Below are 14,182 nucleotides of genomic sequence, written 5' to 3' on the forward strand. Positions count from 1 at the left end.
TGGATGCAAGTGGTTAAGGAGGGAAGCAGGGCGGGGTTATTTCAGCAGGCTGGATAATTCGCGGATTAGCTCATCACGCGCTTTGTCGATATGTCGCTCGAAGGCTGGGTCAATCTGAGTATTTGCCAATGGAATGTTTTTATTGGATTCGGAGCGGATAGCGTGGGCGCGGGCTAAACCGGCGTATTCATCCTGTCCGGTAGCGGCTTGCAATTCCGAGATGCGATCCCTTAAACGTTGCTCAAAAGCGGCGCGGCGTTGTTGCTTGGCGTGCGGATTATGGCTTTGCGCAATGATTTTTGGGTCGCCACCCCGTACCAAATCGGTGATTACCGGGATGCGGATGGTTTTGTCAAAGTCCTGTTTCATTGCAACCGTGTTACGTGCTAAAGCTGAAGTTGATGGTATTCAAGATTATAGCCACGATCCCGATAAAACAGGTAACGTTTACGACCAGCGAGCAATATCGGCTCTTCCTGATCAAGAATTTCGGCTAAACGCTCGAAACGCGAGAAAAACGGCGGCACTTCGTTGGATAAATTGATCAGAAAATCGCAGTTTTCCATCGGTTCAAAGTTATGCCCAATCCGCACTTTAACGCTGTCATCAGTGCAAGGCGCGAGTGCGTGTGGAATAAACGCCAGTTCGTTAAATGTCCACAGCAGCCCGTCCAGTTGCGCACTGGTAGTGGCTGCATCGGTGTGGATGTAGGTGTGCATTTTGCGCACATGGGCTTTTTCCACCAGCTTGCAAGCGAGTAATAGCCGTGCTTGTAAGCTGGTGGTTTTCCCCACGTAAAAATCAACGCGCGTCATGGTTTAGCGTGATTCAGCAAAATTTGACACAACAACGGCACGGGTCGTCCGGTTGCACCTTTTGCAGCACCACTACGCCATGCGGTTCCGGCGATGTCGAGATGCGCCCAAGGGTAATTGGCGGTAAAGCGTGACAAGAAACACGCGGCGGTAATGGTTCCGCCCGGTGCGCCACCGATATTCGCCATGTCTGCGAAGTTGCTTTTGAGCTGGTCTTGATATTTATCGTTCATCGGTAAACGCCATACCGCATCGCTGGCTTGTTCACTGGCTTGGAAAACTTCATTTGCCAATGAGTCGTTATTGCTCAATAACCCGGAGGTGTGGTGTCCCAATGCGGTAATGCACGCGCCGGTCAGCGTCGCTACGTCAATCACCGCAAACGGTTTAAAGCGTTCCACGTAAGTCAGGGCGTCACACAACACCAAGCGGCCTTCGGCATCGGTGTTAAGGATTTCAATGGTTAACCCCGACATGCTGGTCACAATATCACCGGGTTTACTGGCTTTGCCACCGGGCATATTTTCCGCCGCTGCTACCACGCAAACGAGGTTAATCGGTAATTGCATCATCACGCAGGCACGCATTGCCCCCAACACACTGGCGGCTCCGGTCATGTCGAATTTCATTTCGTCCATTGCCGCGCCCGGTTTGAGCGAAATGCCGCCGGTATCAAAGGTAATGCCTTTGCCGACCAATACCAAGGGTGCGTCGCCAGCGTTGCCACCGTTGTATTGCAGCACAATCATTTTTCCCGGTTCAATGCTGCCTTTGGACACCGACAAGAAGGAACCCATGCCGAGGGTTTCCATATCGCTTTCTTCGAGTACGGTTAATTCCACCAAGCCGGAGGTGTCGGCAATGGCTTGCGCGGTCGTGGCTAAATAGGTGGGGGTGCAAACGTTACCTGGGCTATTGGCGAGGTCACGGCATAACTGCATTCCGCTGGCAATAGCGACACCTTGATTGACTGCTGTGCTGAAATCCCCGGCGGTGGTGTGCGCTAAAGTCCACGCGCTTAACGTGGGCGGCTCGTCTTTTTTGCTTTTGTGGGTGTTGAAGCTGTAAAGCGTGTCGGCAATGGTGGTTACAGACTGGCGCACCCCAGCATCGACATATTCAGCACGGGTTTCATCGGTCAAGAATGCAATGACATTCGCGACTTTTGCAGTTTTCAGGGCATTGACCGCTGCTTGGGTGGCGGCTGCTAAAATTTCTAAGGTGAGCTTGTCTTTTTCGCCCATCCCGACCAACAGTACCCGTTTGGCAGTAACGCCCGCGAGTTGGTACAACATCACACTGCGGCCTTTCTCGCCGTTAAAATCGCCCAGTGCTAAATGGTTGTGAATCGCGCCATTGCTTGCGGTGTCTAATTGGGCAGCAGCAGCGGTCATTTTCGCATCTTTATAAATACCCACCACCACGCAGTCAGTGTGCAGCGTTGCAGCATTGGCGGAAGGCTCGAAATGGTAGTTCATGCAGTATCCTTACGATAGTTCTTGTGCGTAGGGAGTTTACACCAAAAACACCTCAAATCGGGTAAGATAGCGTCAGCCATTTTTCACGAAGGACTCAGCATGAAGTATTGCAGTGCGTGCGGTGCAACCGTCAGCCTCAAAATTCCCGAAAATGACGAGCGGTTACGCCATGTGTGTGATGCGTGCGGCACGATTCACTACCAAAACCCCAAGATTATTGCAGGTGCGTTGCCAGTATTTAACGATCAGGTGTTGCTGTGTCGCCGTGCGATTGAACCGCGCCACGGCTTGTGGACATTGCCTGCTGGCTTTATGGAAAATGGTGAAACCACCGAACAAGCTGCTGCCCGCGAAGCCCACGAAGAAGCTAACGCACGCTTACAAAATCTGCATTTGTATACCGTGATTAGCATCCCGCACGTCAGTCAGGTTTATATGCTGTACCGCTGTGAACTGGCCTCCACCGATTTTTCCCCCGGTGTAGAAAGCCTTGAAACGCGCCTATTTTACGAGCACGAAATCCCTTGGCAAGAGCTGGCGTTTGCTTCGGTGCGCAAAACACTCGAATGCTTTTTTAACGACCGCAAACAAGGCAGCTTCCCGGTTCACAATCTGGCCTTTTTGGCAAAATCACCCGCCGAGTAAGTCGAGCTTAAATCTTTACGAGGCGTGTCTGCGAAAAGCGGTCATGCCAAGTCAAATGGTCGGAGTCGAACCACGCAATCAAAAACCCCACGCCCAATGCAGCCCAACTGATGACAGCCCAAGTGCAACGCAACTGTGCTTGTTTCCAGTTGATCGGCTGTCCGGTGGCAGTGACGACGCGCAACTTCCACGCACGCATTCCCAGCGTTTGCCCGCCGTGCGTCCAAAACCAACCGAAAAAGCCATACGTCAGCGCGATATACAGCAAAATCATTAACACGTCCGGCACTTTCGCCCCAGTCAACGCGGTGAAAGCATAAGCAGGAATCGCAGCAACGATCACCACGCTGAAACCAGCTAACACGGTGTCGTATAGGACTGCGCCGAGGCGACGCAGGAGAGTGGCGGGTTCAGCAGTGTTCAAATGTTGTCGTCCTTGAATTGTAGAAGGATAAGTTGGAGGCGTTCTTTGTAATAAGGGTCAGGATTGTCGTCGGGGTCACAGCAGAGCATGATCGACCATACCTTGCTGCATTGGACACAGGTTGCCGACTATAGCGGATTTAAACGCTTTTGTTGAGTTAAGTCCTTAAGGTAGCTGGGTTTCACGCCTATAATTAAGCGTCGGTCAGACACATATGCATCCATAGAATACGGAAAAACGAGGGAATATTATGCGTAATTTGTTGTTAGTCAGCTTGTTGCTGCCTGTGTTGGCAATGGCTGATGCCACCATCCCCAATGTAGACCTGAAAAAAACTGCCGATTTACCTTACCTCAAACGTTATGACGGGTCGTATATCGTAGATCAGGTGCAGCAATCGTTCGACGAATTCAGTTTGCCCACGTCCAAGCTGGAAAAAACCGAACAGCTTGATGGGCACAACAACCATCTGTACTTACCGCCGCAAGCCGTGAAGCTTGAAGGCAAATTGACCCGCACGATTTACGTTGCCCCTGCCGAGCGCAGCCCCTTGGAAGTGATTCGTAACTACCAAGACGAAGTGACGGGCAAGAGTGGCAGCGTGCTGTTTGAGTGTAAAGATGAGGAGTGCGGTGGGGATGCCAGCCGTGGTGCAGATTCGGGCGGCGATAATTCGGGCATGATTCAATTACTGTATCCGCCCAATCTCATGGAACAACCTGCGTTCACCAATGGCAATTGCAGCCTCAATAGCGGGCGTTCCAGCCAGCGTTATGCCGCGATGAAAATGACCACAGCGGATAACACCGAGGTGCATTTGGCCTTGCTGGCCTACACCGTGAAAGACGACCTGTATTGCAAAGCCTTAAACGGGCGCACGGTATTGATCCTGACCACGAGTGAAAGCAAGCCCCGCGAACAACGTATGGTGACGGTTGTTCCTGCCGAAGACATGGGCAAAGGCATTGGCACGGATGGGCATATCGCGCTGTACGGCATTTATTTTGACTACGACAAAGCCGACCTCAAGCCTGATTCCAAACCACAATTGGAAGAAATCGCCAAAATGCTCAAGGCAGACACCGCGTTGAATGTGCTGGTAGTCGGGCACACTGACAATCAGGGCGAGTTGGCTTACAACGCTGACCTTTCCAAACGCCGCGCAGAGTCTGTGGTTCGGGCGTTGGGTAAGGAATACAGCATTGATGCCAAGCGTCTGACTGCGCAAGGGGTTGGGATGGCGGCTCCAGTTGCCAGCAATGATGCCGAAGAAGGCCGCGCTAAAAACCGTCGGGTTGAAATCGTCAAGCGTTAAAACCAAGGAGAGGTGATAGTGAAAAAATATAATAAAATTTTCGCTACTGTATTTTTCCTGACGTTGTTGCCCCTTTCTGCGTGCGGTAAAGGCGCAACAGAACCTCAGGCTGAAAAGGCGAGTGAGATCAAACCAGTCGATGTATGCAACCTCTTGACCCAAGTAGAAGTGGACAGCCTTTTTGGTAAATCTGTCGGGGCAGGAAAACCCGATTCAGCCGTTCCTCACGTTCAGGGATGTATCTGGCCTGCCACCGGGATTCCCAGCTTCATTCTTCAAGTCTTGCCTGCACCAGCGAGCGTGCATAGCAGCATTGATCCGGGGGAAAGCTATCAGGTCATAGATTTGGAAGGGCTGGGTGATCAAGCCGCAGTAGCCATTCAACAGGCAAACCCCCAATATGGAACTGCCACAGGCGTGGCTATTTTGGGGCTTGCAAAAGGTGATTACATGGTAACACTGTCTCCAGTTAGGCTGGATATTCAGGAAAGCTCGCCGCAGTTTGAACTGCTGAAAAAACTTGCTAACAATGCAGTCCAGAAACTATGAGTTGCCCACTCATGAGTAAGCAACTCAGAATATGGATGGCGGTTATTTCCCTTCCAGGAAATTCCGCAGCATGTCATGCCCGTGTTGGGTGAGGATTGATTCGGGGTGGAATTGCACGCCTTCCACTGGCAGCGTTTTGTGGCGCACACCCATGATTTCATCGAGCTTGCCATCCGCCGTTTCCGTCCACGCAGTAATTTCTAGGCAGTCGGGAATGCTTGCTTGCTCAATCACCAGCGAATGGTAGCGCGTGGCTTCAAACGGGCTGGGCAAGCCGGTGAATAAGCCGACACCCTTGTGGTGTACTTGCGAGGTTTTGCCGTGCATGATTTCTTTGGCGCGGATGATCTTGCCGCCGAACGCCTGCCCGATGGATTGATGCCCAAGGCATACGCCCAATATGGGAATTTTGCCCGCAAAACGGAGCAGGGTGGGGATGGAAATACCCGCTTCCGTTGGGGTGCAAGGCCCCGGTGAGAGCACGATTTTGTCGGGGGCAATGTCATCAATCGCTTCGACGGGGATTTCGTCGTTGCGCACTACCTGCACATCCGCACCCAGTTCGCCGAAGTATTGCACGAGGTTGTAGGTGAACGAATCGTAGTTGTCGACCATTAGCAATTTCATGTTCACCCTCCTTATTTATGTTTGCCGTTCAAGCCGGATAATGCAGCACTGGCAGCGCGGAACACCGCACGGCCTTTGTTCATGGTTTCGTCCCATTCCGATTGCGGCACGGAATCATATACGATACCTGCACCTGCCTGGATGTGCAGTACATCATCCTTGATCACAGCGGTGCGGATGGCAATCGCGGTATCCATATTGCCGTTCCACGCCAGATAGCCGACTGCGCCCGAATACACGCCGCGCTTGACGGGTTCGAGTTCGTCGATGATTTCCATCGCGCGGATTTTCGGTGCACCGCTGACGGTGCCTGCGGGGAAGGTGGCGCGTAACACGTCCATCGCATCCAGCCCCGGCAGCAGTTTGCCGGTGACGTTGGAAACGATGTGCATGACGTGCGAATAGCGTTCCACGATCATTTTGTCGGTGAGTTTGACCGAGCCGATTTCGCTGACGCGCCCGGCATCGTTGCGCCCAAGGTCGATCAACATCAGGTGTTCGGCAAGTTCTTTGGGGTCGTTGAGGAGTTCGGTTTCGAGTTCCTTGTCGCGCTGTTCAGTGTCACCACGGCGGCGCGTTCCGGCAATCGGGCGCACGGTAATCACGTCATCTTCGAGGCGCACCAGAATTTCCGGCGAAGAACCGACGATGTGGAAATCACCCAGATTGAGGAAGTACATGTACGGCGACGGGTTGAGGCGGCGCAAGGCACGGTACAAATCCAGCGGTGGCGCGGCAAACGGAATGCTCATGCGCTGCGACAGCACCACTTGCATAATGTCGCCCGCCTTGATGTACTCCTTGGCATCCAACACCGCTTGCTTGAAACCGTCTTCGGTGAAGCCGGAAATGAAGTCGCTTTCTTCCACCTGTGTCGCTTTGGGGGCGGGTTGGTAGAGGCGGCGGGCTTCTTGCAATTGGCGTTCGAGTGCGTCGAGGCGTTGCTGGGCTTGCGAGTAACCGTTGGCTTCCGCGAGCACGATGAGGTGCAATTCGCCGCGCAGGTTGTCGAATACTACGACCTCATCCGATACCATCAATACGATGTCGGGCGTGCCAATCGGGTCGGGTTTTTCGCGCCCCTTAGCGAGCTTTTTCTCGATGTAGCGGATAGTTTCGTAGCCGAAATAGCCGACCAGCCCGCCGTTAAAACGCGGCAGGTCTTCGATGTCGGGTACGTTGTATTGCTGCTGGAATTCAGTAATCCATGTCAGCGGGTCAGCTACGTCGAAACTTTCCACGGGTTGATGAGCGCGATGTACTTCCACATGCAAGCCAAACACCTTGATGATGGTTTGCGCAGGCAGGCCGAGCATGGAATAACGCCCCCATTTTTCCCCGCCCTGTACGGACTCGAACAGGTAGGAATAGGGCGCATCAGCGAGTTTTAGGTAGGCACTTAACGGGGTGTCGAGGTCTGCCAGAATGGTACGGCGGACAGGAACGCGGTTGTAGCCTTGGGTGATATAGGTATCAAAGATGTCCTGATTCATGAGAACTTCCAAATAAAACGGTCAACAAAACACTTCCAGCAGGGTATCAGCAGGAACGCCATCGCCACGTTTTAGTCGGAAAGTGTTTCATCATGCGCAGTTGATCAGGTTGTTTAATTCGGTCATGGAGTCTATCACAGCATCAGGCGAATAGTTGCGAATATCTTCGCCATGATTATAGCCGTATGTCATACAAATGATCTTGAAACCCGCCGCCCGCGCTGCTTTTACGTCAGACTTGGAATCGCCAATCATCACCGCATCTTCCGGCTTCACCCCCAGTTTTTCTGCCGCGTGTAACAATGGCATAGGATGTGGTTTCTTTTCAGGCAGCGTGTCACCACTAATAATAATTTCAAAGCGGTCAACAATACCTAAATCAGTCAGCAAGGGCAGGGTGAATTGCTCTGCTTTATTGGTGACGCAACCAATCTTCAAACCTTCACAGCTTTGCAGAAAATCCAACCCTTCCACCACGCCATCGTACAAACGGCTGCGCTTTGAGGTGTTTTCCGCGTACAGTTCCATGAAAATCGGCATGGCACGCGCAAACAAATCTGCATCGGGGTAGCCATCCAGATCGTTGGTCAAGGCGCGTTCGGTCAAACGTTGCACACCATTGCCAACCCACTGGCGCACTGCCGCTTCGCCACGTACTGGCATATCCAGTTGCTTCATCATTTCATCGACGCAAAACGTCAGGTCAGGCACGCTATCAACCAGCGTCCCATCCACGTCAATCAACACCATTTTTGGTTTGAACATAATCTTGTCACCTAAAACACGTAGAGACGCAAAATCTTGCGTCTCTACCGGATTGTCGCTTCTGCGTTTATTAGATTTTTGCCGCCGCCAATTCCTTGCGGAATTCAGCCAGAACGGTATTGTAATGGTTCGGGTCAGCTTTATTCGCCACGTTGAAAATCGCAGAACCGGCTACGAATGCATCCGCACCCGCTTCCTTGATTTCGCGGATATTGCCTGGTTTGACACCACCGTCAATTTCCAGACGAATATCCAGACCGGAATCATCAATCATCTTACGTGCCTGACGCAATTTACCCAGTGTAGCAGGGATGAAGCTCTGACCACCAAAGCCTGGGTTGACCGACATCAGCAGGATCATGTCTACCTTGTCCATCACGTATTCCAGAATGGAAAGTGGAGTCGCAGGGTTGAATACCAAGCCCGCTTTGCAACCCTCGTTACGGATCAATTGCAAGGTGCGGTCAACGTGTTCAGATGCTTCCGGGTGGAAGGTGATGTAAGACGCGCCCGCTTTGGCGAAGTCAGGGATGATGCGGTCAACCGGCTTAACCATCAAATGCACATCAATCGGTGCAGTCACGCCGTGCTTGCGCAGGGCTTCGCATACCAAGGGGCCAATGGTCAGGTTAGGAACATAATGGTTATCCATTACGTCGAAATGCACAATGTCTGCACCGGAAGCTAAAACGTTAACCACTTCTTCACCCAGACGGGCAAAGTCAGCAGACAAAATGGATGGTGCGATGAAATCAGCTTGACGTGCCATAACTATTCTCCTCAAAACGTGGCGATCAAAAAGGCAAAAGTGCCGCCACTTTACCGGAAAGACCGCGCTAATGCAGCCAGTCCGGTAGAGATAGGTTTACAGAGTCGAGTACATTAAACCCACCGAGTACAAATCAGCATCGGTTTCATAGGCGGAGTCCGAGCCGACATTAAACATGTGTTCCCACTCACCCCGTAGGTGCAAATTGTCATTTAAGCGGTATTGCGCTCCTCCACCCAGCAATGGGCTAGTGCCGTCTGCTTTACTGGCGGTTGTCGTGCCTGCACTGGTTTGTGTGGTTTCACGATCCCACATCACAACCCCGGCTTTACCGAAAGCTTCAATTTCAGGCGTGACAGGCACATAACCAACCCCGCTAAGGCTAATACCGCTCAAAGCGTTACTCATACTGGCGGCACTGCCACCACTCGTGCCGCTTTTACTGGTTTTACCGAGTTGGTTGTAAGCGACTTCTGCACCGAACATAGGGTCGAAACGCGCACCCCCGAAAAGCTTCCAAGCACCATCCGCATCGTCACAAGCACCATTGAAAAAAGGGTCATTGCAGGTGTCACCCTGTTGCCCTGTTCCTATACTTGCCCCTGCGTACAGTTTGGTTCCGCTCATAAAGTCGCCTGTGGGTGCGGCATTTTCCGCGCAGGCACTGCTGGCAAGCAGCAGCAATAGCCATGCTTTTTTCATGGAGTTGCTCCGTGCAATGCCGTTTAATAGGTGGAAAATACCGCGCCAACACTCAGCAAACTGGGGTCGGTTTTGTTGGAATCTTTACCGATACCGAAGCCGCGTTCGTATTCACCGCGCACGGCTAAGTTATCGGTCATCTGATACTGTGCCCCTACACCGAGCAAACCGCCGAAACCGCTGTCGGATGTGCTGGTCGAAATATTGCGTTCATCCAAAGGATCAACGACACCAGCATCAATAACTGTTTGTTGGCGAGTATTTTTTTGACTCCAGCGCATTACCCCTGCTTTAGCTAAAATTTCAGTTTTTGGAGCAACTGGCATGAAAGCAACACCCGCAGCGTAAACTCCGCTGAGTTCACTGTTGGAAGTAATATCGCCTTGATCTTCACTAAGCCCCATTCGTACATTCATTAAATCGCCAGTTGCACTACTTTCGCCGAAATTGATGTAGCCACCTTCGACCCCAAGGCTAGGCAATGCACCGGGTTCGGTATTGGGTTTAAGGCGTGCGCCCCCGAAAATTTTGTAGCCCTTATCAGAATCTTCGCAACCCGTGGGATTGGCAATGCTCCCGCACGCCCCATCTTGCGAAGTCGTGCCAACGCTGCCACCGCCGTAAAAGTCCATATTGGATGGAACGCCGAAACCTTCCATGCCGCCGCCCGCTTCAGCGGTGTTTGCCAATAGCATAAGTCCTGCTAATGCGTAGGAAAAGTGTGTTTTCATTCAAGCCCCCAAATCAACCCTGTTAGCCGGGTTTCACTATAACGAAGAAAAAGTTACCCCCACACTGAGCAAATCAACATCGCCCTTATGTGTTGAACTGCCAATGTCTTTGAAACGTTCCCACTCGGCACGCACGCCCATATTGTCGCCGAGATCGTAATTCGCGCCCGCACCAACCAGCATATCGTTACCGCTGCTTTTGCTGGAACCGGTGCTGTCGGTGTAAGTGTTGCTCCAGCGTGCCAGCCCCGCTTTGCCGAATAATTCGACTTGCTCATTCACGGAGTAGGTCATTAATCCCGTAGCAGTGACGGCAGTAGATTTTTGTGAAACCGCACCGTTGGTATCTTGGCCTTGCTGTTCGCCAAGGTTGGCATAACCCATTTCAAACAATACGCTGTCATTGACGCGGATGCCGGAATACAGCTTCCAGCTTTTGCCATCCGCATCGCAGTTGCCGAGAGTGGTGCAAAAACCGTCTGAATTGCTAGTTCCGATACTGCCACCGATGTAGTTATCCGGTTTTGCGGTACTGCTTGGTGCGATAGGTGAAAAGGCTTGGGAATTGCCTGCTGCGATTGCGGCGTGGCCCGAGCATAAGCCTGCGATGAGGATGCCGGACACCATAATATTGATCGTTTTCATAAAGCCCCTTGCTTGTTATTTATTGTAATGTGGGTCTATCAGTTGAGGTTTATGATATAGATATAGCTTATGGGAGTAAACGTATTGGAAGGGTTTGCGGGAAGCATCCGACAAGCGGTGAAGGTAATCACGAGCGCAATAACCACCTTCCCCGTTGCAGGGAAGGTGATGCATCAGGTACGGCGTTAAGACTTACTTGAGCTTTAACGCGGCGGCACGTTGTGGGAAGTTGGCTTCCAACACGCGCAAGCTATCAGCCGCTAAATCCGGCTTGCCTAACTTATGAGCTGCTTTTACCTTGATTTCCAGTGCGTCGACTACGCCCGGTGAACCTTGGTAATGTTTAATCGCGTATTCTGCACGGTTAAACGCAGCCAGCCACGCGCCCCGCATCATGTAGTAATTGGCTACATTGACTTCCGCAGCGGCAAGGCTATTACGCAAATGTTGGATACGGTCACGTGCATCCGGTGCGTATTTGCTGTCGGGGTAGCGCGTTAACAGGTGCGAAAAGTCTTGGAAGGACTCTTTTTGGCGCACGGTATCCAAATCCGCAATGCTACGCGGGAATACCTTGTCTACAATGCTGCTGCCACGATTGAAATTGACCAGACCACGTAAATACAGCGCGTAATCGGCATCCTTACTACTCGGATTCATCCGCAAAAAGCGGTCGATTTCATCGAGTGCGGAATCCGATTCGTCGTATTTGTAATAGGCGTAAGCTTTTTCCAACTGTGCTTGTTGGGCAAAGCGACCGAGCGGGTAACGCGCTTCTAGGGCTTCGTAGAGCGTGATGGCGCGTTCATAATCGCCGCCATTCAGTGCTTCTTTCGCCGTCCCGTAAATCTTATTAGCAGACCAACCCTCAGTGGGGTCTTTTTCAGTCTGCGAAAAGACGGAAGTGGCTTGTGAGAACACCGAGCAACCGCTGAAGCTACCCGTCACAGCCAATATACCTGCCAGATAGAGTCCAGCTTTGGATCTTTTTGTGCTTATCGACATTTGCTTAACAACACATGATGATAGAATGAGTTTTGAAGTATAGCGTATTTAACCGGATTAAGAATGCCCCTAAACCAACAGTTTGTCAGTAAAGTACCACCAGAAATGGATGGTCAGCGTCTCGATCAGGTTGTCGCCAGCCTGTATCCCCAGTATTCCCGTAGCCAGCTCCAAAAATGGATCAAAGGTGGTCACGTGAGCGTTGATGATAAAATCATTAAACCCAAGGAACGCTTAACCGGGGGCGAAGAGATCATAATCAATGCGATACAGGAACCGCAAACAGAATTCGCACCTGAAGACATTCCCCTCGATATTGTTTATGAAGATGCCGCGTTGATGGTACTCAATAAACCCGTTGGTCTGGTGGTACACCCGGCGGCAGGTAACTGGTCGGGAACCTTGGTCAATGCGTTATTGCATCACAATCCGCAATTGGAAATGTTGCCGCGTGCGGGAATTGTGCATCGTTTAGACAAAGACACCTCCGGCTTAATGGTGGTGGCAAAAACCTTGGAAGCTCACACTTCATTGGTAGCGGCCTTGCAAATCCGTGATGTGAGCCGCGAATACCTCGCGTTAGTACACGGCAATGTGGTTGCGGGTGCGACGATTGTGGCGAATTTAGGCAGACACCCCCAAGATCGCAAGCGTCAGGCCGTGGTCGAAGGCGGTAAAGAGGCGATTACCCATTATCGGGTGGAAGAGCGTTTTGCACACCACACCTTATTGAGGGTTTCGTTGGAAACTGGGCGTACCCATCAGATTCGGGTGCATTTAAGCTCAAAGCACATGCCGATTGTGGGTGATCAGGTTTATGGCGGACGACCGCGTGTGCCGCGCGGAGCTACCGAAACCGAACGCTTGGCAGTGCAAAGTTTCCCACGTCAGGCACTGCACGCCACCCGTTTGGGCTTGAAGCATCCGGTCAGTGGTGAAGCGATGCAGTGGGAAGTGGCGATGCCGGAAGACATGGCAACGCTGTTAACTGTATTGAGGGATGAGCAGCCATGAAACCGTTTTCTGATGCTTGCGAAGAAAACAAAGCCCCGATTTTGAGTGTGCTTACGCCGTTATTGCGTGAAGCGTGTGCGGTATTGGAGGTGGGTAGCGGTACGGGGCAACACGCGGTGCATTTTGCCGCGCATCTGCCGCATTTGGTGTGGTATACCAGCGATAGGGCGATGCATCATGCGGGGATTCAAGCTTGGTTGGATGAGGCAGCATTGCCTAATGTGCAACCGCCGTTGCGCTTGGACGTATTGAGTGATCCTTGGCCTGAACTGTTGGTGGATGCAGTTTTTTCTGCCAATACCCTGCATATTATGTCGTGGGTGGCGGTGCAGGCATTTTTTGCAGGAGTGGGGAAATGTTTGGCGGCGGGTGGTTTGTGCGTGTTATACGGGCCGTTTAACTATGACGGTGCGTACACCAGTGCCAGCAATGAACGATTTGATCAGTGGTTAAAACAACGCGACCCGTTAAGCGGCATTCGCGATGTGGCTGATTTGACGCAACTCGCGCAGCAAGCGAGCATGGTGTTGCTGCACGATATTGAAATGCCTGTTAATAACCGGGTTTTGGTGTGGCAACGTCAGTGAGCGGGCAGTACCGTTTCCAACACCTTCCAGACGTTTTCCAGCACTTTAGGTTGCGCATCTGCGGTGGGATGTAAGCCGTCGGCTTGCATTAAATCCCAGTTATCCGCTACGCCGTCGAGCAAAAAAGGCACGAGCGGCGCGTTGTATTGCGTGGCGAGATCGGTGTAAATGGCGGCGAATTTTTCGGTAAAAGTGCTGCCGTAATTGGGCGGCAATTGGATGCCGAGCAAAATCACTTTGGCATTCGCGGCTTGCGCGAGTTTAAGCATGGCTTCCAGATTGCTGCGCATGGTGGGTAAGTCGATGCCACGTAAGCCGTCATTCGCGCCGAGTTCCAGCAGCAAGTAGGCGGGTTGGTGGGTTTTGAGTGCCTCCGGTAAACGTGTCAGGCCACCGGCTGAGGTTTCCCCGCTGATACTGCCATTAACTACGCGGTAGTTATCACTGAGTTTTTCTTGCAATAAATTGACCCAGCCCTTGTCGACAGGAATGCCATACGCGGCACTCAAGCTGTCGCCCCACACCAGTACGGTCGGCGCGTCAGCCGCCATAACCACAGTCGCAGACGGTAAAAAGCCGCTTAACGCAAAGATCAGGTAAAGTACACGCAACATCTAG

At 52.0% G+C, this 14,182-nt stretch carries 18 protein-coding genes; 5 read left to right on the forward strand and 13 right to left on the reverse strand.

The genetic code is table 11. From position 1 onward, the window contains the following. Window positions 1–36 precede the first annotated feature (36 nt). From J9260_RS03500 to J9260_RS03510, 3 genes are read right to left on the reverse strand one after another with little or no spacing between them, the layout of a single operon-like run. Window positions 37–369, reverse strand: a complete 333-nt coding sequence (locus J9260_RS03500) for a hypothetical protein (protein WP_210219672.1) — start codon at window positions 367–369, stop codon at window positions 37–39. Window positions 370–386: 17 nt separating this feature from the next. Then, on the reverse strand, window positions 387–815 hold the full coding sequence (locus J9260_RS03505; RefSeq protein WP_210219673.1) for a DNA polymerase III subunit chi: 429 nt from the start codon (window positions 813–815) through the stop codon (window positions 387–389). Then, window positions 812–2,293: a leucyl aminopeptidase gene (locus J9260_RS03510; RefSeq protein WP_210219674.1), complete on the reverse strand. Its 1,482-nt coding sequence runs from the start codon at window positions 2,291–2,293 to the stop codon at window positions 812–814. The genes J9260_RS03505 and J9260_RS03510 overlap by 4 nt, the downstream gene beginning before the upstream one ends. 99 nt (window positions 2,294–2,392) lie before the next feature. Between J9260_RS03510 and J9260_RS03515 the strand changes: the two genes are divergently transcribed. Then, a complete protein-coding gene (locus J9260_RS03515) occupies window positions 2,393–2,938 on the forward strand; it encodes an NUDIX hydrolase (RefSeq protein ID WP_210219675.1) in 546 nt (181 codons plus the stop codon). Window positions 2,939–2,945: 7 nt separating this feature from the next. On the opposite strand, the gene J9260_RS03520 is transcribed toward J9260_RS03515, so the two are convergent. Then, window positions 2,946–3,362 carry an RDD family protein gene (locus J9260_RS03520; protein ID WP_210219676.1) on the reverse strand — a complete coding sequence of 139 codons (417 nt, stop codon included), beginning with the start codon at window positions 3,360–3,362 and terminating at the stop codon, window positions 2,946–2,948. A 250-nt stretch (window positions 3,363–3,612) separates the two neighbouring features. Here J9260_RS03520 and J9260_RS03525 point away from each other — a divergent pair, with 250 nt between their 5' ends. Beyond that, the gene (locus tag J9260_RS03525) at window positions 3,613–4,677 is read left to right on the forward strand and encodes an OmpA family protein (RefSeq protein WP_210219677.1); all 1,065 of its coding nucleotides are present in this window, start codon (window positions 3,613–3,615) and stop codon (window positions 4,675–4,677) included. An 18-nt stretch (window positions 4,678–4,695) separates the two neighbouring features. Continuing rightward, a complete protein-coding gene (locus J9260_RS03530) occupies window positions 4,696–5,226 on the forward strand; it encodes a hypothetical protein (RefSeq protein WP_210219678.1) in 531 nt (176 codons plus the stop codon). A 42-nt stretch (window positions 5,227–5,268) separates the two neighbouring features. Here J9260_RS03530 and J9260_RS03535 read toward each other — a convergent pair whose 3' ends face one another. The 8 genes from J9260_RS03535 to J9260_RS03570 form a co-directional block, all read right to left on the reverse strand. Further along, a complete protein-coding gene (locus J9260_RS03535; RefSeq protein ID WP_210219679.1) occupies window positions 5,269–5,853 on the reverse strand; it encodes an anthranilate synthase component II in 585 nt (194 codons plus the stop codon). Between the two features lie 11 nt (window positions 5,854–5,864). Next, entirely contained in the window at window positions 5,865–7,346 is a 1,482-nt protein-coding gene (gene trpE / locus J9260_RS03540) for an anthranilate synthase component I (RefSeq protein ID WP_210219680.1), read from the reverse strand. Between the two features lie 90 nt (window positions 7,347–7,436). After that, window positions 7,437–8,111: a phosphoglycolate phosphatase gene (locus J9260_RS03545; RefSeq protein WP_210219681.1), complete on the reverse strand. Its 675-nt coding sequence runs from the start codon at window positions 8,109–8,111 to the stop codon at window positions 7,437–7,439. Between the two features lie 70 nt (window positions 8,112–8,181). Next, on the reverse strand, window positions 8,182–8,880 hold the full coding sequence (gene rpe, locus J9260_RS03550; protein WP_210219682.1) for a ribulose-phosphate 3-epimerase: 699 nt from the start codon (window positions 8,878–8,880) through the stop codon (window positions 8,182–8,184). A 96-nt stretch (window positions 8,881–8,976) separates the two neighbouring features. After that, window positions 8,977–9,582 (reverse strand): outer membrane beta-barrel protein, encoded by a 606-nt coding sequence (locus J9260_RS03555; protein ID WP_210219683.1) that lies wholly within the window; start codon window positions 9,580–9,582, stop codon window positions 8,977–8,979. A gap of 23 nt (window positions 9,583–9,605) precedes the next feature. Further along, on the reverse strand, window positions 9,606–10,313 hold the full coding sequence (locus J9260_RS03560) for an outer membrane beta-barrel protein (protein ID WP_210219684.1): 708 nt from the start codon (window positions 10,311–10,313) through the stop codon (window positions 9,606–9,608). A 36-nt stretch (window positions 10,314–10,349) separates the two neighbouring features. Continuing rightward, window positions 10,350–10,958 (reverse strand): outer membrane beta-barrel protein, encoded by a 609-nt coding sequence (locus tag J9260_RS03565; protein ID WP_210219685.1) that lies wholly within the window; start codon window positions 10,956–10,958, stop codon window positions 10,350–10,352. Between the two features lie 192 nt (window positions 10,959–11,150). Further along, window positions 11,151–11,963 carry an outer membrane protein assembly factor BamD gene (locus J9260_RS03570; protein ID WP_210219686.1) on the reverse strand — a complete coding sequence of 271 codons (813 nt, stop codon included), beginning with the start codon at window positions 11,961–11,963 and terminating at the stop codon, window positions 11,151–11,153. Between the two features lie 63 nt (window positions 11,964–12,026). Between J9260_RS03570 and rluD the strand changes: the two genes are divergently transcribed. Beyond that, complete coding sequence (rluD, locus tag J9260_RS03575) at window positions 12,027–12,977, forward strand: 23S rRNA pseudouridine(1911/1915/1917) synthase RluD (RefSeq protein ID WP_210219687.1); 951 nt, start codon at window positions 12,027–12,029, stop codon at window positions 12,975–12,977. After that, window positions 12,974–13,564: a DUF938 domain-containing protein gene (locus J9260_RS03580; RefSeq protein WP_210219688.1), complete on the forward strand. Its 591-nt coding sequence runs from the start codon at window positions 12,974–12,976 to the stop codon at window positions 13,562–13,564. Before rluD ends, J9260_RS03580 begins: the two co-directional genes overlap by 4 nt. On the opposite strand, the gene J9260_RS03585 is transcribed toward J9260_RS03580, so the two are convergent. Further along, window positions 13,558–14,178: an arylesterase gene (locus J9260_RS03585; RefSeq protein WP_210219689.1), complete on the reverse strand. Its 621-nt coding sequence runs from the start codon at window positions 14,176–14,178 to the stop codon at window positions 13,558–13,560. The genes J9260_RS03580 and J9260_RS03585 overlap by 7 nt on opposite strands. Window positions 14,179–14,182 lie beyond the last annotated feature (4 nt).

It is taken from the genome of Thiothrix unzii, assembly GCF_017901175.1.
Taxonomy (GTDB): domain Bacteria; phylum Pseudomonadota; class Gammaproteobacteria; order Thiotrichales; family Thiotrichaceae; genus Thiothrix; species Thiothrix unzii.

Excerpts from the sequence above, each read along its gene's own strand:
- J9260_RS03500 (WP_210219672.1), bottom strand. The coding sequence starts at position 369 with ATGAAACAGGACTTTGACAAAACCATCCGCATCCCGGTAATCACCGAT.
- J9260_RS03505 (WP_210219673.1), bottom strand. The coding sequence starts at position 815 with ATGACGCGCGTTGATTTTTACGTGGGGAAAACCACCAGCTTACAAGCA.
- J9260_RS03510 (WP_210219674.1), bottom strand. The coding sequence starts at position 2,293 with ATGAACTACCATTTCGAGCCTTCCGCCAATGCTGCAACGCTGCACACT.
- J9260_RS03515 (WP_210219675.1), top strand. The coding sequence starts at position 2,393 with ATGAAGTATTGCAGTGCGTGCGGTGCAACCGTCAGCCTCAAAATTCCC.
- J9260_RS03525 (WP_210219677.1), top strand. The coding sequence starts at position 3,613 with ATGCGTAATTTGTTGTTAGTCAGCTTGTTGCTGCCTGTGTTGGCAATG.
- J9260_RS03535 (WP_210219679.1), bottom strand. The coding sequence starts at position 5,853 with ATGAAATTGCTAATGGTCGACAACTACGATTCGTTCACCTACAACCTC.
- trpE (WP_210219680.1), bottom strand. The coding sequence starts at position 7,346 with ATGAATCAGGACATCTTTGATACCTATATCACCCAAGGCTACAACCGC.
- J9260_RS03545 (WP_210219681.1), bottom strand. The coding sequence starts at position 8,111 with ATGTTCAAACCAAAAATGGTGTTGATTGACGTGGATGGGACGCTGGTT.
- rpe (WP_210219682.1), bottom strand. The coding sequence starts at position 8,880 with ATGGCACGTCAAGCTGATTTCATCGCACCATCCATTTTGTCTGCTGAC.
- J9260_RS03555 (WP_210219683.1), bottom strand. The coding sequence starts at position 9,582 with ATGAAAAAAGCATGGCTATTGCTGCTGCTTGCCAGCAGTGCCTGCGCG.
- J9260_RS03560 (WP_210219684.1), bottom strand. The coding sequence starts at position 10,313 with ATGAAAACACACTTTTCCTACGCATTAGCAGGACTTATGCTATTGGCA.
- J9260_RS03565 (WP_210219685.1), bottom strand. The coding sequence starts at position 10,958 with ATGAAAACGATCAATATTATGGTGTCCGGCATCCTCATCGCAGGCTTA.
- J9260_RS03570 (WP_210219686.1), bottom strand. The coding sequence starts at position 11,963 with ATGTCGATAAGCACAAAAAGATCCAAAGCTGGACTCTATCTGGCAGGT.
- rluD (WP_210219687.1), top strand. The coding sequence starts at position 12,027 with ATGCCCCTAAACCAACAGTTTGTCAGTAAAGTACCACCAGAAATGGAT.
- J9260_RS03580 (WP_210219688.1), top strand. The coding sequence starts at position 12,974 with ATGAAACCGTTTTCTGATGCTTGCGAAGAAAACAAAGCCCCGATTTTG.
- J9260_RS03585 (WP_210219689.1), bottom strand. The coding sequence starts at position 14,178 with ATGTTGCGTGTACTTTACCTGATCTTTGCGTTAAGCGGCTTTTTACCG.